Consider the following 19,745-nt stretch of genomic DNA (forward strand, 5'->3'; position numbering starts at 1 on the left):
CACCCGGGCCGACAACCCTGGGTGCGGCGCGACCCGCGAACTACTCCGCCTCGCTGAAGGTCACTTCAACGCCGCCCACGAGGTCGGAGGCGACGTTGTAGATGACCGCCCCGAGCGTCGCCAGGGCGGTGATCAGCACGACGTTCACCGCGCCGATGAGGGCGGTGTAGCCGAGGATGCGGACCGGCTCGAACCACGACGCGATGTCGATGGGGATCGAGCTCTGCCCCTGCTCACCCTTGCCGAGCTGGTTGACCAGGTCCACAAGGGAGTCGAACACGCCCAGGGCCGACAGCACGCCGTACAGGACGGCGACCGCTACGAACAGCACCACGAAGCAGACCAGCGACACCACGAAGCTGAACTTCATGGCCGACCACGGCTCGACGCGGCGCAGGACGAGGTGGGCCTTGCGCGGGAGGCGGGACCCCCCGGAGTTCGACGACTTCTTCTTACGCAGCTCGATGGGGGGCGGCGGAGCCTCGGTGGTGAGCGACGAGGCCCGCATGCGTACGGTCTCGCCCCCCTCCTGCTCCGGCTGCCCGGGCGGCTGCCCAGGTGACTGCCCGAGCGGCTGCGGCCGTACGGGCGGTGGCCCGTCAGGCTGCACCGCCGGCTTGGGCGCCGCGGCTCCTCCCTCATCGACTGGCTTGGGGCCCTCGTTGCCTGAGGGCCTCTTCGGCTCCTGTTGCTGGCCGTTCTCCCGGACCGGTTTGGTCCGGGGGCCACCACCTTGGGTGCTCATGACCTACTCTCCACCCCCGTCTTCCTCACTCTCCACCGCAGTCTCCAAGGACTCGGCGTTTCGGGCGAGGGCCACCACGCTGTCGCCTTCGGCGAGGTTCATCAATCGCACTCCCATGGTCTGGCGGCCGGACTGCTTGATCTCACCCGCACTCGTCCGGATCACCCCGCCTGCGGATGTGATCGCGAAGACCTCATCCTCCGGGTTGACCATGACGGCTCCGATCAGCTTGCCACGGGCACTTACGATCTTTGCAGTCAGCACGCCCTTGCCGCCACGTCCTTGCACCGGATATTGCTCCACGGGGGTCCGTTTTGCGTACCCGGCTTCGGTGGCGATAAGCACATCATGGCCGTCGGCCAGACGATTCATGGCGAGAAGTTCGTCGCCATCGAGGAATCTCATGCCGATGACGCCGCTGGTCGCCCGGCCCATGGGGCGTAGCGCGTCGTCGGTGGCGGTGAAGCGGATGGACTGTGCGTTCCTGGACACGAGCAGCAGGTCGTCCTCTTCGGAGACCAGCCGGGCGCCGATGACCTCGTCGTCGTCGCGCAGGTTGATCGCGATGAGGCCGCCGGTCCTGGGGGAGTCGTACTCCGACAGGCGGGTCTTCTTGACCAGGCCGCTGCGGGTGGCCAGCACGAGGTAAGGGGCGACCTCGTAGTCGCGCATGGCGAGGACTTCCATGACCGTCTCGTCCGGCTGCATGGCGAGCAGGTTGGCCAGGTGCATGCCGCGCGCGTCCCGCCCGGCGTCCGGCAGCTCGTACGCCTTGACCCGGTAGACGCGGCCCTTGTTGGTGAAGAACAGCAGCCAGTGGTGGGTCGTGGTGACGAAGAAGTGGTCGACGATGTCGTCCTGACGCAGCTGCGCCCCGCGCACCCCCTTGCCGCCACGCTTCTGCGCCCGGTAGAGGTCGGTCTTGGTGCGCTTGGCGTAGCCGCCCCGGGTGATGGTGACGACGACCTCTTCTTCGGCGATGAGGTCCTCGATCGACATGTCACCGTCGTGCGCGATGATCTCCGTGCGCCGCTCGTCGCCGAACTTGGCGACGATCTCGCCGAGCTCCTCGTTGACGATCTCGCGCTGGCGGGCCTCGCTGGCGAGGATCGCGTTGTACTCGGCGATCTGCGTCATCAGGTGCTCGTACTCGTCCTGGATCGCCTGGCGCTCCAGTGCGGCGAGCTTGCGCAGCTGCATGTCGAGGATGGCCTGCGCCTGGATCTCGTCGATGGTCAGCATCGACATCAGGCCCTGCTGGGCGTGTGAGGCCGACTCCGAGCCCCGGATCAGCGCGATGACGTCGTCGAGCCGGTCGAGCGCCTTGAGCAGCGCACGCAGGATGTGCGCGCGCTCCTCGGCCTTGCGCAGCAGGTAGCGCGTCCGGCGGACGATGACCTCGATCTGGTGGGCCACGTAGTACCGGATGAACTGGTCGAGCCTGAGCGTACGCGGCACACCGTCGACCAGCGCCAGCATGTTGGCGCCGAAGGTGTCCTGCAGCTGGGTGTGCTTGTAGAGGTTATTGAGCACGACCTTGGCGACCGCGTCGCGCTTGAGCACGATCACCAGCCGCTGGCCGACCCGGGAGGAGCTCTCGTCGCGTACGTCGGCGATCCCCGAGAGCTTGCCCTCGCGGACCAGCTCGGCGATCTTGAGGGCGAGGTTGTCCGGGTTGACCTGGTACGGCAGCTCGGTGACGACCAGCGCCTGCCGGCCCTTGCCGTCCTCCTCGACCTCGACCACGGCGCGCATGGTGATCGAGCCGCGGCCGGTGCGGTAGGCGTCCTCGATCCCCCGGCGTCCGACGATCAGCGCCTTGGTGGGGAAGTCCGGCCCTCTGACGAGCCGCATCGAGGCTTCGAGCAGCTCCTCGTCGTCGGCCTCCGGATTCTCCAGGCACCACTTGACCGCGCCGGCCACCTCGCGCAGGTTGTGCGGCGGGATGTTGGTGGCCATGCCGACCGCGATGCCGCCGGACCCGTTGACGAGCAGCTGCGGGAAGCGGGCCGGCAGCACGTCCGGCTCCTGCGACTTGCCGTCGTAGTTGGGCCGGAAGTTGACGGTGTCCTTGTCGATGTCGCGCAGCATCTCCATGGCGATGGGCGCGAGCTTGCACTCGGTGTAACGCATCGCCGCCGCCGGGTCGTTGCCCGGCGAGCCGAAGTTGCCCTGCCCGTCGACCAGCGGATAACGCAGCGACCAGTGCTGCGCCAGCCGGACGAGCGCGTCGTAGATGGAGGTGTCGCCGTGCGGGTGGTAGGAGCCCATCACGTCACCGACGACGCGGGCGCACTTGAAGTAGCCGCGGTCGGGACGGTAGCCGCCGTCGTACATCGCGTAGAGCACCCGGCGATGCACCGGCTTGAGTCCGTCGCGGACGTCGGGCAGCGCTCTGGACACGATGACCGACATCGCGTAGTCCATGTAGCTGCGCTGCATCTCGGACTGGATGTCCACAGGCTCGATGCGATCAGCCGGGGGAGTGGTGTTCACTTCCGTCACTGGTTGTGGTCCTTCTTCGTGGTACGAGGAGCCGTGTCGAGCGGTCCCCGCGGGTAGCGGAATCCGTACCGACGGCTAGGCCGCTAGACGTCGAGGAAACGGACGTCGCGTGCGTTGCGGATGATGAAGTCGCGCCGGGCTTCCACGTCTTCGCCCATGAGCACGCTGAACAGGTCGTCGGCCTGTGCGGCGTCGTCGAGCGTGACCAGGCGCAGCAGCCGCGTCTCGGGGTTCATGGTGGTCTCCCAGAGCTGGGAGGCGTTCATCTCGCCCAGACCCTTGAAGCGCTGGATGTTGTCGCGGGCCCTGGGGTCGGGCTTCCCCGCGTCGATGCCGGCCTGGATGACCGCGTCACGCTCGGGGTCGGAGTAGGCGTAGGAGGCGTCGTCGCCCTTACGGTCCCACTTGATCTTGTAGAGGGGAGGGCAGGAGAGGTAGACGTGCCCGGCCTCGATCAGCGGCCGCATGAACCTGAACAGCAGCGTCAGCAGCAGCGTGTTGATGTGCTGGCCGTCGACGTCGGCGTCCGCCATCAGGATGACCTTGTGGTAGCGCAGCTTGGCGATGTCGAACTCGTCGTGCACGCCGGTGCCCAGCGCGGTGATCAGGGCCTGGACCTCGTTGTTCTTCAGGACCTTGTCGATCCGCGCCTTCTCCACGTTGAGGATCTTGCCGCGGATGGGGAGGATCGCCTGGAAGCGCGAGTCGCGGCCGCCCTTGGCGGAGCCGCCGGCCGAGTCACCCTCGACGATGAACAGCTCGCACTTCTCCGGGTCGTTCCACTGGCAGTCGGCCAGCTTGCCGGGCAGGCCGCTGCCCGACTCCAGCAGCGACTTGCGCCTGGTCAGGTCGCGGGCCTGGCGAGCCGCCATGCGGGCGCGGGAGGCCTGCAGCGACTTGTTGATGATGTCCTTGGCCTCGCCGGGGTTGCGCTCGAACCAGTCGCGCAGATGGTCGTTGCAGGCCTTCTGCACGAACGACTTGGCCTCGGTGTTGCCCAGCTTGGTCTTGGTCTGGCCCTCGAACTGGGGGTCCGACAGCTTGATCGAGATGATCGCGGTCAGGCCCTCGCGGACGTCCTCACCGGAGAGGTTGTCGTCCTTGCCCTCCTTGAGGAACTTCTGCTCGCGCGCGTAGCGGTTGACGATGGTCGTCAGCGCGGCGCGGAAGCCCTCCTCGTGGGTGCCGCCCTCGGCCGTGTTGATGGTGTTGGCGAAGGTGTAGACGGACTCCGAGTAGGAGTGGTTCCACTGCATCGCGATCTCGACCGCGATGCCCTCGCCCTCCTCCTCGAAGGAGATGATCGACGCGTGCGCCGGCTCCTTCTTGCCGTTGAGGTGCTTGACGAAGTCGGCCAGGCCGCCCTGGTAGCAGTATTCGGCCCGGTGCGCCTCACCGTTGATGTGGTCGGGACGCTCATCCGTGATGGTGATCGTCAGACCCTTGTTGAGGAAGGCCATCTCCTGGAAGCGCCGCGAGAGCGTCTCGTAGTTCCAGGTGGTGGTCTCGAAGATGTCGGGGTCCGGCCAGAAAGTGATGGTCGTGCCGGTCTCGTCGGTCTCCTCGCCCTTCGCCAGGGGGGCCGTCGGCCGGGAGTGGTCGAAGTAGACGCGCCAATAGTGGCCCCGCTGCTTCACCTCGACGTCCATGCCGGTGGACAGCGCGTTGACGACGGCCGAGCCGACGCCGTGCAGACCGCCGGAGACCGCGTAGGCCTGGCTGTCGAACTTGCCGCCGGCGTGCAGGGTGGTGAGCACGACCTCGACGGCCGAGCGCTTCTCGACCGGGTGGATGCCCGTCGGGATGCCTCGGCCGTTGTCGACCACGCGCACACCGTTGTCGGCCATGAGTGTGATGTCGATACGGTCGGCGAAGCCGGCGAGCGCCTCGTCCACCGCGTTGTCCACGATTTCGTAGACGAGATGATGGAGGCCGCGCTCACCGGTCGACCCGATATACATACCCGGGCGCTTGCGAACGGCTTCAAGCCCCTCGAGTACGGTGATTGAGCTAGCGTCGTAGGACAACTGCGAAATCCTCCTGCCGCGGACACGCGGCGGGGGAGGCGATTGCTTTCAAAGCTGCCCCTGCCGTGCCCGTCACCGTCGTGAATGCCCCCGATGCGCGGTCACCCAGGGGAGTCGGCTTGGTGCCGGGGTGACACGCAAGCGGACGTGTCCGGAATCCGCTTTCATTCTACCGGCTCTGGAGCCCGAAGGTAGCAATGAACGCGCCTGTGATGCTCTCTAGCTCGTTTTGCCCCCTGGCAAGCATCCCCCCTCTTGGGTCGGGGGTCAACGCGTCTGCGGCTCTCTGATCGCCTGGCGCGCCTAACCGTAGGTGTCGCCGGGGCCACGGCTTCCGGTCACCCGTAATCCACCCGCTGGTCGAGGGGCGTTCTGCGGGCCCCTGACCTTGACCTTCGTCACGGTGTTGTCGCCGAGTTCCTCGTTGAGCCTGCGCACGAGGGTGCGCGCGAGCAGCCGGACCTGGGTCGCCCACGCCGTCGAGTCGGCCACGACGAGCACCTCGCCGTCCTCGAACGACTCCGGCTTGGTGTGCGCCGCCAGATCAGGGCCGACGATGTCGATCCAGCGGCCGAACACGGCGCCGACGGCCGCCGACCGCTCCCAGCCGCGGGCGGCCAGCAGCTCGCTGATCGCCCGGCCGAAGAGCTGCGGGTCCCCGGTGTCCCGGCGCGGGCCCGCGGCCTTGCGCCTGGGCTCGCGCCGCGGCAGCTGCCCCCGCTTGGCGGCGTCGGCCTTGGCCTGGGCCAGCTTCTCCCTGGCCATGGCGGCGCCCCGGGCCGTCGGATCGTCGTCAACGGACACGCGTCACGCTCCCCTCCGCTACGTCGAATCGGGCACCGGCCAGCTCGGCCGGCACGTCGTCGTCCACAGCCGCGGTGATGAGCACCTGCTCGGCGGGCGCGACGATCTCCGCCAGCCGGCGTCGGCGCTGCGAGTCGAGCTCGGCGAAGACGTCGTCGAGGATCAGCACGGGATCGCCGCCGTCGGCGCGCAGCAGGTCGTAGGCGGCCAGCCGCAGCGCGAGCGCGAACGACCAGGACTCGCCGTGACTGGCGTAGCCCCGGGCGGGCAGCTCGCCGAGGCCGAGAACCAGGTCGTCGCGGTGCGGGCCGACGAGCGTCACGCCTCTTTCGATCTCGGCCGAGCGGACCTCCAGTAGCCGCTCGCGCAGCCGCTCTTCAAGGGTTTTCCCCAAGTCTGTGGATAACGTCTGTGCATCGGAAGATCCGCGCTCACCGGGGGATTCGTCCTCAGCGCCGTCCTGGCCTGTGGACAACGTGCTGCGATAGGCCAGTGTCGCGGGGGCGCTCGTCGGGGCGAGCGAGGCATAGGCGCCCGCCACCAGCGGGCGCAGCTCGTCGATGAGCTCGAGCCTGGCGCGCAGCAACTCCGCGCCGTGCCGGGCGAGATGGGCGTCCCAGACCTCCAGAGTGCTCAGGACGTCTCCGGCGCCCGCCGCCGCGAACCCGGTGTCCCCCTCGGCCCGTCGGCCGCTCCTGGTGCCTCTGCGGGCCTGGGAGGCCGTACGCAACAGCGCGCCACGCTGCTTGAGCACCCGGTCGTAGTCGGCACGCACCCCGGCGAACCTGGGCGTCCTGGACACCAGCAGCTCGTCGAGGAAGCGGCGGCGCTCCGCCGGGTCGCCCTTGATCAGCGACAGGTCCTCGGGCGCGAACAGCACCGTGCGCAGCAGGCCGATGACGTCCCGGGGCCTGGACACCGCCGAGCGGTTGAGCCGCGCGCGGTTGGCCCGGCCGGGGTTGATCTCCAGCTCCACCAGCGCGCGCCGGTCGTCCCGCTGGACGGCGCAGCGCACGATCGCCCGCGCCGCGCCCTGACGCACCAGCGGCGCGTCGGCGGCCACCCGGTGGCTGGAGTGCGTCGCCACGTAGCCGATGGCCTCGACCAGGTTGGTCTTGCCCTGGCCGTTGGGGCCCACGAAGGCCGTGACGCCCGGCTCCAGGCCGAGCTCCACGGATGCGTAGGACCGGAAGTCGGTCAGCGAGAGGTGGGCGACGTGCACCCCACGAAGGTTAGTGCGCCCCGAGCGCCACTGGGGCAACCGGCGCACACCCTGTGGAAAACCCGCGTCACTCCGCTTCGCGCGGTGGACGGACGTCCGCCCCCGGCGCGTCGGCGCCCTTTTCCACAGATCCTTCGGCGGAGGTGGTCGCGTGGCCGCCGAACTGGTTGCGCAGCGCCGCGACCACCTTCATCGCCGGCGGGTCGTCCTGCCGCGAGGCGAACCTGGCGTAGAGGGCGGCGGTGATCACGGGCAGCGGGACGGCGTGATCCACAGCCGCCTGGACCGTCCACCGGCCCTCGCCGGAGTCCTGTGCGTAACCCCGCAGCTCCGCCAGCTTCTCGTCGTCGTCCAGCGCCCGCACCAGCAGGTCGAGCAGCCAGGAGCGGATCACGGTGCCGGTGCGCCAGCTGCTGAACGAGCCCCTGACGTCCTTGACGACGTCGGAGGCCTCCAGCAGCTCCCACCCCTCGGCGAAGGCCTGCATCATGCCGTACTCGATGCCGTTGTGGACCATCTTGGCGAAGTGCCCGGCGCCGACGTCTCCCGCGTGAACGAAGCCGTCCTCGCCCTCCGGCTTGAGCGTCTCGAAGATCGGCATGAGGTGCTGGACGTCGGCCTGCTCCCCGCCGACCATGAGCGCGTAGCCGTTCTCGAGCCCCCAGACGCCGCCGCTGACCCCGCAGTCGACGAACCTGACGCCCTTGCCGGCCAGCTCGGCGGCGTGCTTCTGGTCGTCGACGTAGTGGGAGTTCCCGCCGTCGACGACCACGTCGCCTTCGGACAGCAACTCGCCCAGCCGGTCGATCGTCTGCTGGGTGGGCTTGCCGGCGGGCACCATCACCCAGACGGCCCGGGGCGCCTGCAGCCGCTCGGCCAGCTCCTTGAGGCTGCCGACGTCGCTGACCTCGGGATCGTGGTCGTAACCGACCACCTCATGACCGCCGCGGCGCAGCCGCTCGGCCATGTTGCCACCCATTTTGCCCAGTCCGACCATGCCGATCTGCATGTAGTCCAACCCCCTCGTCAGGCCTCCATCATCCCCGATGACGTTCTCAGCTGGACAGGCGGATGGGCATGATCAGGTAACGGTAGTCGGGAGCGCCCACGTCATCCACAGGCTTGCCGCCGGTGAGGATGGCGGGCTTGGTGGACGTGGTCATCTGCAGGCGGGCGATGTCGGAGTCGATGGCACCGAGCCCTTCCAGCAGGAACTGGTGGTTGAAGGCGATGTTCATCTCGTCGCCCTCGTAGTCCACAGGCAGCGCCTCGACGGCCTGCGCCTCGTCGCCGCTGCCGGCTTCGAGCACGACCTCGCCGCTCTTGAACGCCAGTCGCACCGGCGTGTTGCGCTCGGCCACCAGGGCCACGCGCTTGACGGCTTCGACGAACGAGGCTGTGGACAGATCCGCCTTCGCGGAGAACTCGGTGGGCAGCAGCGAGCGGTACTTGGGGAACTCGGGGTCCAGCAGGCGCGTGGTGGTCCGGCGCCCGGCGCTGGAGAAGCCGATCATGCCCTCGCCGGTGCCGCCGGCCGCGCTGAGTGCGATCTCCACCTCGGCGCCGCTCCCGCCGAGAGCCTTGGCCGTGTCGGCGAGCGTCTTGCCGGGGATCATCGCGATGGCGGAGAAGTCCGGCTGGTCCGGCTGCCACTTGAGCTCACGCACGGCCAGCCGGTAGCGGTCGGTCGCGGCGAGCGTCACCAGGTCGCCCTCGATCTCCATCCGCACGCCGGTGAGCATGGGCAGCGTGTCGTCCCGCCCGGCGGCGACGGCGACCTGGCCGACGGCGGAGGCGAAGGTGTCGCTGCCGACCCGCCCGGCGGCCGGTGGCATGACCGGGAGCGAGGGGTAGTCCTCCACAGGCATGGTGAGCAGGGTGAAGCGGGCGCTGCCACAGGTCACGACGGCCTTGGCGCCTTCGACGACGAAGTCCACAGGCTGTGCGGGAAGAGCGCGGGTGATCTCGGCGAGCAGCTTGCCCGAGACCAGGACGACCCCCTGCTCACCGGTGTGGAGCTCCAGCGTCACCTCGGCGGAGACCTCGTAGTCGAAGCCGGACAGCTTCAGCCGCTGATCCTCGGTGACCTCGAGGCGCATGCCGGCGAGAACGGGCACCGATGGCCGTGCGGGCAGACTGCGTGCCGTCCATGCCACCGCCTCAGCGAGGACGTCTCGCTCGATTCGGAACATCACGGTCATCAGCCTCCTGGATCGTCGTTGATTCAAGTGTCGCGTCTCCCGCACCCTCGATCCGGGAGAACCCCTCTATGGGTCTTGAGTTTCTTCTTAAGAGATAAGTGAAGTCATCACAGTAGGGGCGGTGGATACTGTGGACAACCCGCGTCTGCCCTGGTCAACGGCCCTGTTTTCATCCACTGCAGTTGTGGGTGACGCCTGGGGGTAACTCCGGCGGCTGGGGACGACGCTTCGTTGCACACAGGCCATCCCCAGATCAGGGGGTGTTCATCCACCGGTCATCCACTGCCTGTCCCCAGGTTGTCCACGGACAAAACGGTCCCGCGAACGGCCTCCAAAAGACTGTGCACAGGCCGTCCCCAAGTCGTCCACCGGTAGTCCCCAGGTTCTCCTCAGGATGTCCCCAGGGTTATCCCCAAGCGCTGTGCGGAATTTTTCCGGGCAATGCGGGGCGTACGGACGGGCCGTTCGCGCGTTTTCCCTGATCCACAGTGTTATCCACAGGCTGTGCATGACGGCTAGGACCCGCGGGACGTCTGTTTGATGCGCATTGTCAGCTCGTTGACCTGGTTGTACATCGACCGTCGCTCCGCGATGAGCGAGCGGATCTTGCGCTCGGCGTGCATGACGGTGGTGTGATCGCGGCCACCGAACTGCTGGCCGATCTTGGGCAGCGACAGCTCCGTCAGCTCCCGAGCCAGGTACATCGCGATCTGCCTGGCGTTCACCAGGGCCCTGCTGCGCGAGCTGCCGCAGAGGTCGTCGATGCTGATCCCGAAGTATTCGGCGGTCTTGTGCATGATCGTGGCGATCGTTATCTCCGGCCCGGATTCGGAGGTGATCAGATCCTTCAGCACCACCTCGGCCAGCTGGAGATCCACACCCTGGCGATTGAGGCTGGCGAACGCGGTGACCCTGATCAGCGCGCCCTCGAGTTCACGGATGTTGGTGGAGATCCGGCTCGCGATGTACTCCAGCACCTCGGGCGGCGCGGCCAGGCCCTCCTGGATGGCCTTCTTCCGCAGGATGGCGATCCGCGTCTCCAGCTCGGGCGGCTGCACATCGGTGATCAGCCCCCACTCGAACCGGTTGCGCAGCCGGTCCTCCAGCGTGATCAGCTGCTTGGGCGCCCGGTCGCTGGAGATGACGATCTGCTTGTTGGCGTTGTGGAGCGTGTTGAAGGTGTGGAAGAACTCCTCCTGCGTCTGCTCCTTGCCCTCCAGGAACTGGATGTCGTCCACAAGCAGGATGTCGATGGCTCGATAGCGTCCGCGAAAGCCGTCGGCCTTGTGGTCGCGGATGCTGTTGATGAAGTCGTTGGTGAACTCCTCGGAGCTGACGTACCGCACCCGCGCGCCGTCGTACAGGCTCTGCGCGTAGTGCCCGATGGCGTGCAGCAGGTGGGTCTTGCCCAGGCCGGAGTCGCCGTAGATGAACAGCGGGTTGTACGCCTTCGCGGGGGATTCGGCGACGGCCACGGCCGCGGCGTGCGCGAAGCGGTTGCTGGCGCCGATGACGAAGGTCTCAAAGGTGTACTTCTGGTTCAGCCTGGCCGGTTCGCTGGGCTTGTTGCTCTTGGCTTCCCACCTGTTCGGCGCCGGCTCCGGCTCCTTCTGCACAGGCGGTGTGTACGGCTGAGCCTGATCGAACGAGAACGTCGGCTGTGGATAGTCGGTGGATGACGGCCCCTGGTCAGGCTGTGGAGAATAGAACTGCGGTGGCTCCGAAGCCTGGTAGTGCTGGGGTTGCGCACCGTGTGTATAACGTGGCTGTTGGTCCTGGCTCTGGGGATAACTTTGACCCCCAGGCTGTGGATGATGTTCCTGCATCGATTGCATCGGCTGTTCGGGCGCCGTCGTATCGATCATCACGGCCAGCCGCATGGCCCGGCCGAGCTCCTGGGACAGCGCGTGCGCCACGAGCGGGCGCAGTTTGCGCTCGATGAGGTCCTTGAGGAAGTCGTTCGGCACGCCCAGCACGATCGTGTCATCCGCCAGGGCGATCGGACGGACCATGGAGAGCCAGGTGCGCTGCTGTGCGGGCACGTTCTCGTTGAGGAAGTTGGTCAGGGCCCTCTTCCATACCGCGCCGAGGTCGACACCGTTCATGGTGTGGCTCCCCCTCCTTCCTGTCGCGGCCCCCCGCGATTGTTATCCACATACGGGGGCCGCCCGCGTAGTGATCAGTCCCCGTCGTCCACAGCATCGCGCCCGGGTCGAATACCCAGCGTCTCCACAGGAGATCCACAAGTTGTGCACAGCCTGATGGCGCGTCTGGAAGGGCCGACAGTATCTATGTGCACAGCTGTGTTCAAGACGTTGTCCACAGCCTAGTGGTACGTGAGTGCACATGCTGTGGACATGAGCCGGGCGGTGGACAAGCCCCCTGTGGATACGTGGATAACCGTTTTCGGTTTGACCTGAGACGCTCTTCACCCGTAACGTACGACGGTCGGCTTGTCACGCGACGGCTATTTCGCGTGCCCTCGCATTTCAGACAGGCCGGCCATGTGTGTTCAGCGCCTCGTGCGCACCTTCAAGCCTGGAGCCCACCCGTGAGCAAGCGTACTTTCCAGCCGAACAACCGTCGCCGCGCGAAGACCCACGGCTTCCGGCTGCGGATGCGCACCCGGGCCGGTCGCGCCATCCTCGCCGCTCGTCGCCGTAAGGGCCGCGAGAAGCTGTCGGCCTGATCGCCCCGAGTCGTCCGATAGTCCGCCCGCCGGTGCAGTCCACCGGCGGGCGATAGGCGTATATGGTGCTAGCCCGTCATTCCCGCATGCGGCGCGGGGACGAGTTCAAGGCCGCGATCAAGCGCGGAAAGCGCGCAGGTCGTCCCACCCTGGTCGTCCATCTCGGTATTTCCGGGGAAGGGACGCCTCTGGTGGGTTTCGTGGTGAGCCGGGCCGTCGGAGGCGCGGTGGTGCGTAACAAGGTCAAGCGGCGGCTCCGACACCTGATGCGGGACCGTCTCGACCGCCTTCCGAGAGGTAGCCTGCTGGTGGTACGCGCCAATCCACCGGCCGCGTCTGCGCGATGCGACCAGCTTGCCGCCGAGCTCGACCTCGCATTGGATCGATTGCTCAGGCGGCGTGAGTCCTCGATGGATGGACAGAGATGACGGAGCAGCCGCACGGGACTCCGAGCCTTGGCGCTCGGGTGCTGATCGTCCCCATCCGGTTCTACCGGGCGTTCATCAGCCCGATGCTCGGTCCGCGCTGCCGTTTCTACCCCTCGTGCAGCGCATACGGACTTGAGGCGATCTCCGTACACGGAGCATTGCGCGGCACATGGTTGACTGTCCGGCGTATCGGGCGTTGCCACCCATTCCATCCCGGCGGTATAGACCCGGTGCCCCCACGCCCGGTTCGGTCCCACGAAATGCAAGGGAGATAGCTCGGTGGAGCTGTCCTGGCTGAGCTGGCTCTATGAAGCCGTAGCCTTCGTCATCACCTGGATCCATACGGGTTACAGCACAGTCCTTAACCCGGACAGCGGCCTGACATGGATGCTGACCATCGTCACGCTGACCGTGATCATGCGGATCCTCATCTTCCCCCTCTTCCTCAAGCAGATGAGGTCGTCGAAGAAGATGCAGGAGCTCGCCCCCAAGGTGGCTGAGCTCCGTAAGCGTCACAAGAACGACAAGCAGCGCATGAACCAGGAGGTCATGGCGCTGTACCAGGGGGCGGGCGCCAACCCGCTCGGGGGCTGCCTCCCCGTCGTGGCGCAGTTCCCCATCTTCATCTCGATGTTCACCGTGCTCCAGGCCATGGCCAACGGCCGCGCGGTCTACGGCATGACGGAAGAGCTCGTCAGGAGCGCCCGAGCCGCGCACATCTTCGGTGCGCCGCTGCCCGCGAACTTCTTCATGTCCAGCGAGGACATCGTCGCCCTGAACGCCACGGTCATCCAGACCAAGATCGTGCTCGGCATCTTCGTGGCGATCAGCTCGCTGACCACGTTCCTCACCGTCCGGCAGAGCGTCACGCGGTCCATGGCCCAGATGCCGGACAACCCGATGGCCCAGCAGCAGAAGATCCTGATGTGGATCTCCCCGCTGTTCGCCTTCTTCAGCCTGAACTTCCCGCTCGGCCTGATCATGTACTGGGTGACCACCAACCTGTGGACGCTCGGCCAGCAGCACTGGTTCTACAGCCGCAACCCGATGCCGGAGTTCGACGCCAAGGGCAACGTCGTTCCGGTGAAGCCCAAGCCGAGCCTGCTCGCGAAGATTCGCAAGACGGATGCGGTGGTGGAGGAGGCTCCCCCGCCACCTCCTGAGCCTAAGATCGTCAGGAACCAGCCGAGCCGCCAGCCACGTAGCAAGCGCACCGGCAGCAAGAAGTCGTGAATACGAAGGAGAGGCCGGCCATGACCGAGGCCGAGCAGGAGAAGGCTCCTGATCTCAGCGTGCTCGAGCAGGAAGGCGAGATCGCGGCGGACTACGTCGAAGGCCTTCTCGACATCGCCGACATCGACGGTGACATCGATATGGACGTCGAAGGCGACCGCGCGCTGGTCTCCGTCGTCGGGCTCAAGGGCAACGAGCTGGTCGGGCCTTCGGGCGAGGTCCTGGAGGCACTTCAGGAGCTGACCCGGCTGGCCGTTCACCGGCAGACGGGGGAGCGGTCCCGGCTGATGCTCGACGTCGCCGGCTACCGCGAGCGCCGCCGCGCGGAGCTCACCAAGCTCGGCACCGAGATCGCCGCCCAGGTCCGGGACCAGGGCGAGCCCAAGGCGCTCCAGCCGATGACTCCCTTCGAACGCAAGATCGTGCACGACGCGGTGGCCGCTGCCGGGCTCACCAGCGAGTCGGAGGGCGAGGAGCCCCACCGCTACGTGGTGGTCCTGCCCGCCTGACCCGCACCTCCTCACGACCGGCCGTCAGCCCGCCCTACAGGCAGCTGACGGCCGTTTCCGTCTCAGATGCTTGTACGGCGCGAGCCCGTGCATTGTGGACCGGCTTGCGTACCCGACTTGCCCGGTCGAGTTGATGGATTGGGTCATTGTCCTGCTGATCTTCCGCTTTTCCTCATGTCGGAAAGGCGCTCCAACGTGGGTGCACGCGGAGGCTCCGTTCAGGGCGGCCCGCTAGTCTTCAACAGTGATCGCCCGCTTAGCCTTGGGTAGACACCATCACCACTCATCCCTCAGAAAGGGCCACCAAGCAGTGAGCGAAGAGCTACCGCCGCCGCCGGACATCGCGCGAGACGTCTTCGCCGGCGAAGCCTGGGATCGGGCAGAGGCGTTCGCCGAGCTGCTGGCCGGACCCGGAGTGGTGCGCGGGCTGCTGGGCCCGCGCGAGGTGCCGCGCATCTGGGACCGCCACCTGCTCAACTGCGCCGTCGTGGCCGAGGCCATCCCCGAGGGTGTGCGCCTGGTCGACATCGGCTCGGGTGCCGGTCTGCCCGGAATTGTCCTGGCGATCGTCCGGCAGGACATCACGGTCACCCTGCTGGAGCCGTTGCTGCGCCGTACCGTCTTCCTGGAGGAGTGCGTCGAAGCGCTCAAACTGCAGAACGTCGAGGTGCTGCGCGGGCGGGCGGAGGAGCTCGCGGGCAAGCGGGTGTTCGACGTGGCCAGCGCCCGCGCGGTCGCTCCGCTAGACCGACTCCTGAAGTGGGCGATGCCGCTGCTGCGCGAAGGTGGCGAGCTGATCGCGATGAAGGGGGAGCGAGCGGCGGAAGAACTCGCCGAGGCGGAGCCCCAATTGCGAGCCAGCGGGGCGACAACGGCCGAGCTTGTGACCGTCGGGCACGGTAAGGTCGAGCCGCCTGCAACATTGGTTCGGGTGATATCGGGTCGCGCGCCAGAGCAAGGTAGGCGCCGACGAAGGAGGTGACGGTCGTGCCAGTCGCTTATAGCGGTCTTGGCTGGCCGGGCAGCCATCTGTCCGAAAGTCCCACTGGGGTTGGCTGGCCCGAAAAGGGCGTGTCGCGACAGCAAATTCCCGGCACTGAAATGCCACGGGTTGAAAGGATTACCAACGTGACCCAGACCCCCCTGAACCCAGGTGATTCGCCGTTGGTACGAGAGGCGCTCAACTCAGTGGTTTCACGTGAAACACCCGCCGCGCAGTTGCCGGCGCAGGAGGGTGACGCTCCTGACCGGGCTGACGGCTCATGGCCAAAACCCGCCAGGTGCCGGGTGATCGCCGTGGCGAACCAGAAGGGCGGCGTCGGCAAGACCACGACGTCCGTCAACATCGCCGCCGCCCTCTCCATGAACGGCGAACGCGTCCTCGTGGTGGACCTCGACCCGCAGGGCAACGCCTCCACAGCGCTGGCGACCGAGCACCGCGGTGACATCCCTGACGTCTATCAGGTGCTGGTCGACGACCTGCCCTTGGCGGACATCATCAAGCAGGTCCCCGAGATGCCCAACCTCTACTGCGCCCCCGCCACCATCGACCTGGCCGGCGCCGAGATCGAGCTCGTCTCCCTGGTCGCCCGCGAGGCCCGCCTCCGCCGCGCCCTGGCCGCCTACGAGGGCATCGACTTCGACTACATCATCATCGACTGCCCGCCGTCGCTCGGCCTCCTCACGGTCAACGCCCTGGTCGCCGCGGATGAGGTCATGATCCCGATCCAGTGCGAGTACTACGCCCTGGAGGGCCTCGGCCAGCTCCTCCGCAACGTCGACCTCATCAAGGCCCACCTCAACCCCACCCTCCGCCTGTCCACCATCGTCCTCACCATGTACGACGGCCGCACCCGGCTCGCTTCACAGGTGGCGGACGAGGTCCGAGCCCACTTCGGCGACACGGTCCTCAGAACGGTGATCCCCCGCAGTGTCCGCCTCTCGGAGGCCCCCAGCTACGGCCAGTCCGTCATGACCTACGACCCCGGCTCCAGCGGAGCAATGGCCTACATGGACGCGGCCCGCGAGATCGCCCACCGAGCAGTGGTCTAGCCGCCCTCCACCAGCGCGCCCCCACGGCCGCACGTTCACGTCTGCGCGTACGGCTTCCGTCCGCTGTGCATACGCTTCCGTCGTCTGCGCGTACAGCTTCCGTCCGCTGTGCGTACGCTTCCGTCGTCTGCGTGTACGGCTTCCGTACAGCTCAGAGGTGTACGGGTCCACGCGCGCAGAAGAGCCGCTGCTGGTGCGGTGAGCCCCGTCCGTGAGCCCCGTCCGTGAGCCCCGTCCGTGAGCCCCGTCCGTGAGCCCCGTCCGTGAGCCCCGTCCGTGAGCTCCGTGCGTGAGCTCCGGGCGTGAGGCCTGGTGCGCCAGCCGGTCTCCGGTGTAAGGCGTCTCTGCTTCGCCGGGAGCGAAGGCAATGAGGGTGTTCAGGGCATGGTGGTGTAAATCCGGTGGGACGGTGTGTGGCGCGAAGGCGCCGGGTCGGGTTAGCAACGGTAACCTTCCCTGGATAGACCGGAATCAGCCCGGGCGGATGAGGAGACGTAGTGAGCCAGGTGCGGCGGGGATTGGGCAAGGGGCTGGGGGCGCTCATCCCGACCGGTCCCATCGTTGACGGGACGGGGACGGTTGACCCGACCGGGTCGACGAACGAGACCGGTCCGAAGCCGATTGCCGGAGCGTACTTCCGGGAGATAGACCTAGCCGCGATCGTGCCCAACCCGCGTCAGCCGCGCGAGATCTTCGATGGCGAGCGCCTGGATGAGTTGGCGGCCTCCATTCGTGAAGTCGGACTGCTGCAGCCGATCGTCGTGCGCTCGGTCGGGGGCGGCCGCTATGAGCTCATCATGGGGGAGCGTCGCTGGCGCGCCTGCAAGCTGGTGGGCCTGGACCCGGTGCCGGCGATCGTTCGGAACACCCAGGACACCGACCTCCTACGGGATGCCCTGATTGAGAACCTTCAGCGCGAGGAGCTCAACCCGCTGGAGGAGGCGGCCGCCTACCGGCAGCTCCTGGACGACTTCCAGGCAACTCACGACCAGCTCGCCCAGAGGATCGGCCGCTCCCGCTCCCACATCACCAACACTCTGCGCCTGCTCAACTCCCCGCCCGAGGTGCAGCTGAAGGTCGCCGCGAAGACTATCTCCGCCGGCCACGCCCGTGCCCTCCTCGGCCTCGACAGCCCCGAGGAGCAGATCCATCTGGCTTCGCGCATCGTTGCCGAGCTTCTCTCGGTTCGGGCAGTGGAGGAGATCGTCGCCCTGGGCAGCGCTGGAGCCGCACCCCAGAAGCCCACCCGAGAGCGTCAGCCCGCCAAGCCCGCAGACCCAAGCCTGACGACCCTCGCCGACCGCCTCTCAGACCACTTCGAAACCAAGGTCAAGGTCGACCTCGGCCGCCGCAAGGGCCGCATCGTCGTAGAGTTCGCAACCATCGACGACCTTGAGCGCATCATCGGCACCATGGCCCCAAACGCCGCGAGTGTCATGCGCGAAGCCGAAGACTAACCCCCTTCGTTTCACGTGAAACACCACCCCACCTCGTAGCGGCTCCCAACGCCCGAGGAATCCCACCCAGGCCGACGGCGAACCTCCCACCCACCACCCTCACCCCAAACCGCGCCCCAGGCAGCTCCGACGCCATCCCAACCAAGAAGCCTCCAACCCCAAACCCCCAGGCGTCCCAAGGCCAACCCTTACCCTGGGCGCCAACTGCCAGGCACCCAAAGATCCAGACGCGCCGCCACCCTGAAGCCACCCCCTTGTTCCGCGCACCCTGAAGCCACCCCCTCAATCCGCGCACCCTGAAGCCGACTCCTCGATCCGCGCGCCCAGGTGCCGAAGCCCCTTACCCGCGTTCCCAAAGGTCCAGGCGATCAGCTGCCCGGGCGGGTTGAGGCCAACGCCTCAACCCGCGCCCACGCGACCAGGGCCATTTATCCAGGCACCGAGACTTTTCAACCGGGACCCCAGGCACCCCGTGGTTGGCCCCCATCCCGAGCCCTTAGCTGCCGGGCGCTCTCAGGCCGACGTCTCAACTCCACTCGCCAGGCGCCAAGGCTCCTTGCCCAAGCGCCGAGGCGCCTCAATCAAAGACACCCCGAGACCAACCCTCACCCCGAACACCCCGAACACCCCGAACACCCCAGCGCCTTAGCGCCTTAGCGCTCCAGCGCCCCAGCGCCTCGGCATCTCAGCATCTCAGCCCTTCACTTCAGGACCTCAGCGTCCGGGCGTTCGGGCGCTCAGGCGCTCTGAAGCCGACCTCTCAACCCGTTCGCGCATGCGTCGAGATTCCCTCACCCTGCTATTAGGGGGAGGACCTGTACTGGGGCGAAGACCAACCCCACGCCGACCGGTGGCATGCCGCCTGCCACCACAGACCACAGACCACAGACCACAGACCACAGGCATCAGTCGACCAACGGCACCTCGACGTCACGCCGGAGCAACACGCCTCCAGAACATCCCGCCGCAACTTCGGATGCGGACTTTGCTTGGGTGAGCGTGCACGCGATGACCGAGAAGTCCGCGACGGCTGCGCCCGTGGTGATAGACGTCACGGGGCATGCTCGGTGTACGACGCGCGACTAGCGTTGCCCGCATTGCCCCGAGGGCAGCTCCGTATCGCCCAGTTCCATACGGGCATGCCTTGCTATGGCGTGAGACGTGAGAATCGGTGGCACCCCTATGAAGGCGGACAACAGAGCGAAGGCTCCTACGCGGATGCCGCTTCTCCCTACCGTGAAGCGCCTTACGGCAAGGACAGCAGCCAAGGACTCAACAGAAGCGTTCCGACACCCATCGAGTAAGTAGCAACAAGGGCACAACGCGAACCCCGACGCCCCGACGCCCCGACGCCGGCACGCCCCGACGCCGGGACGCGTTTCACGTGAAACATTGCCGACTGCACGCTGTCAGCAGCGTAGGTCGAGGCATCGACATCTATCGGGCCGGGAGTTGACGGGAGATCCCTCCGCGTCTGGGACGCGTGTACTCGATGACCGCGACGACTACGCCGACCACGGGCGTGGGCGTGGGGGACACCCGGGAAGCATGCCCTCTCGGCTTGGCCGGTCGTTCCGATCACCCGACGGTCCCGAGAGGTTCATGACTGCAATTGCCATGTCCAACTCGGTCGGTCTCGGCTCTCCTCGTGGGACTGCTGTGAGGGGCGCCCCTGCTACCCCGCGCTTGCGAAGAGGGGCTGGGAAGGTTCCCGCGACCCTGGAAGGTTCCGGCGGAGCCGGTTTTGGTTTCACGTGAAACGCGCGTTCAGGGCTGGGGTGCCGAGGGCTGAGAGAGGTGGTCGGGCGGGGGGATCAGGCACGAGAAGAGAAACGTGCCCGGCGATGCGCTGGGCGTCGCGGTCACCTCTGCC

Annotated in this window: 16 protein-coding genes; 8 read left to right on the top strand and 8 right to left on the bottom strand. The window is 67.2% G+C overall.

The features are described 5' to 3' along the window. Window positions 1–40: 40 nt before the first annotated feature. The 8 genes from OHA68_RS13370 to dnaA all read right to left on the bottom strand — a co-directional run bounded on the left by OHA68_RS13370 (window position 41) and on the right by dnaA (window position 11,609). Window positions 41–745: a DUF3566 domain-containing protein gene (locus tag OHA68_RS13370; protein WP_225277140.1), complete on the bottom strand. Its 705-nt coding sequence runs from the start codon at window positions 743–745 to the stop codon at window positions 41–43. 3 nt (window positions 746–748) lie between these two features. Next, complete coding sequence (gyrA, locus tag OHA68_RS13375) at window positions 749–3,250, bottom strand: DNA gyrase subunit A (RefSeq protein WP_327107935.1); 2,502 nt, start codon at window positions 3,248–3,250, stop codon at window positions 749–751. A gap of 83 nt (window positions 3,251–3,333) precedes the next feature. Further along, window positions 3,334–5,256 carry a DNA topoisomerase (ATP-hydrolyzing) subunit B gene (gyrB, locus tag OHA68_RS13380; RefSeq protein WP_407674496.1) on the bottom strand — a complete coding sequence of 641 codons (1,923 nt, stop codon included), beginning with the start codon at window positions 5,254–5,256 and terminating at the stop codon, window positions 3,334–3,336. 324 nt (window positions 5,257–5,580) lie between these two features. Then, window positions 5,581–6,081 carry a DUF721 domain-containing protein gene (locus OHA68_RS13385; RefSeq protein WP_225277141.1) on the bottom strand — a complete coding sequence of 167 codons (501 nt, stop codon included), beginning with the start codon at window positions 6,079–6,081 and terminating at the stop codon, window positions 5,581–5,583. Beyond that, a complete protein-coding gene (gene recF / locus OHA68_RS13390; RefSeq protein ID WP_327107937.1) occupies window positions 6,071–7,303 on the bottom strand; it encodes a DNA replication/repair protein RecF in 1,233 nt (410 codons plus the stop codon). The genes OHA68_RS13385 and recF overlap by 11 nt, the downstream gene beginning before the upstream one ends. A gap of 67 nt (window positions 7,304–7,370) precedes the next feature. Further along, entirely contained in the window at window positions 7,371–8,321 is a 951-nt protein-coding gene (gene gnd / locus OHA68_RS13395; RefSeq protein ID WP_263651751.1) for a phosphogluconate dehydrogenase (NAD(+)-dependent, decarboxylating), read from the bottom strand. A 37-nt stretch (window positions 8,322–8,358) separates the two neighbouring features. Further along, window positions 8,359–9,498, bottom strand: coding sequence for a DNA polymerase III subunit beta (dnaN, locus tag OHA68_RS13400; RefSeq protein WP_327109502.1), 1,140 nt, complete (start codon window positions 9,496–9,498; stop codon window positions 8,359–8,361). Between the two features lie 521 nt (window positions 9,499–10,019). Next, the gene (gene dnaA / locus OHA68_RS13405) at window positions 10,020–11,609 is read right to left on the bottom strand and encodes a chromosomal replication initiator protein DnaA (protein WP_189137556.1); all 1,590 of its coding nucleotides are present in this window, start codon (window positions 11,607–11,609) and stop codon (window positions 10,020–10,022) included. A 446-nt stretch (window positions 11,610–12,055) separates the two neighbouring features. Between dnaA and rpmH the strand changes: the two genes are divergently transcribed. The 8 genes from rpmH (at window position 12,056) to OHA68_RS13445 (ending at window position 17,872) form a co-directional block, all read left to right on the top strand. Further along, window positions 12,056–12,193 carry a 50S ribosomal protein L34 gene (rpmH, locus tag OHA68_RS13410; RefSeq protein ID WP_043614899.1) on the top strand — a complete coding sequence of 46 codons (138 nt, stop codon included), beginning with the start codon at window positions 12,056–12,058 and terminating at the stop codon, window positions 12,191–12,193. Between the two features lie 62 nt (window positions 12,194–12,255). Next, window positions 12,256–12,621 carry a ribonuclease P protein component gene (gene rnpA, locus OHA68_RS13415; protein ID WP_225277142.1) on the top strand — a complete coding sequence of 122 codons (366 nt, stop codon included), beginning with the start codon at window positions 12,256–12,258 and terminating at the stop codon, window positions 12,619–12,621. Then, the gene (yidD, locus tag OHA68_RS13420; RefSeq protein ID WP_189137555.1) at window positions 12,618–12,896 is read left to right on the top strand and encodes a membrane protein insertion efficiency factor YidD; all 279 of its coding nucleotides are present in this window, start codon (window positions 12,618–12,620) and stop codon (window positions 12,894–12,896) included. The genes rnpA and yidD overlap by 4 nt, the downstream gene beginning before the upstream one ends. A gap of 4 nt (window positions 12,897–12,900) precedes the next feature. Continuing rightward, window positions 12,901–13,854, top strand: coding sequence for a membrane protein insertase YidC (yidC, locus tag OHA68_RS13425; protein ID WP_327107938.1), 954 nt, complete (start codon window positions 12,901–12,903; stop codon window positions 13,852–13,854). Window positions 13,855–13,874: 20 nt separating this feature from the next. Continuing rightward, window positions 13,875–14,363, top strand: coding sequence for a Jag family protein (locus tag OHA68_RS13430; RefSeq protein ID WP_189137553.1), 489 nt, complete (start codon window positions 13,875–13,877; stop codon window positions 14,361–14,363). A 310-nt stretch (window positions 14,364–14,673) separates the two neighbouring features. Next, on the top strand, window positions 14,674–15,345 hold the full coding sequence (rsmG, locus tag OHA68_RS13435; protein WP_189137552.1) for a 16S rRNA (guanine(527)-N(7))-methyltransferase RsmG: 672 nt from the start codon (window positions 14,674–14,676) through the stop codon (window positions 15,343–15,345). A 119-nt stretch (window positions 15,346–15,464) separates the two neighbouring features. Beyond that, complete coding sequence (locus OHA68_RS13440; RefSeq protein WP_407674441.1) at window positions 15,465–16,415, top strand: ParA family protein; 951 nt, start codon at window positions 15,465–15,467, stop codon at window positions 16,413–16,415. Window positions 16,416–16,912: 497 nt separating this feature from the next. Then, on the top strand, window positions 16,913–17,872 hold the full coding sequence (locus OHA68_RS13445) for a ParB/RepB/Spo0J family partition protein (protein WP_327107940.1): 960 nt from the start codon (window positions 16,913–16,915) through the stop codon (window positions 17,870–17,872). Window positions 17,873–19,745 lie beyond the last annotated feature (1,873 nt).

The sequence above is a fragment of the Nonomuraea glycinis genome (assembly GCF_035920485.1).
In the GTDB taxonomy this organism is placed as follows: Bacteria; Actinomycetota; Actinomycetes; order Streptosporangiales; family Streptosporangiaceae; genus Nonomuraea; species Nonomuraea glycinis.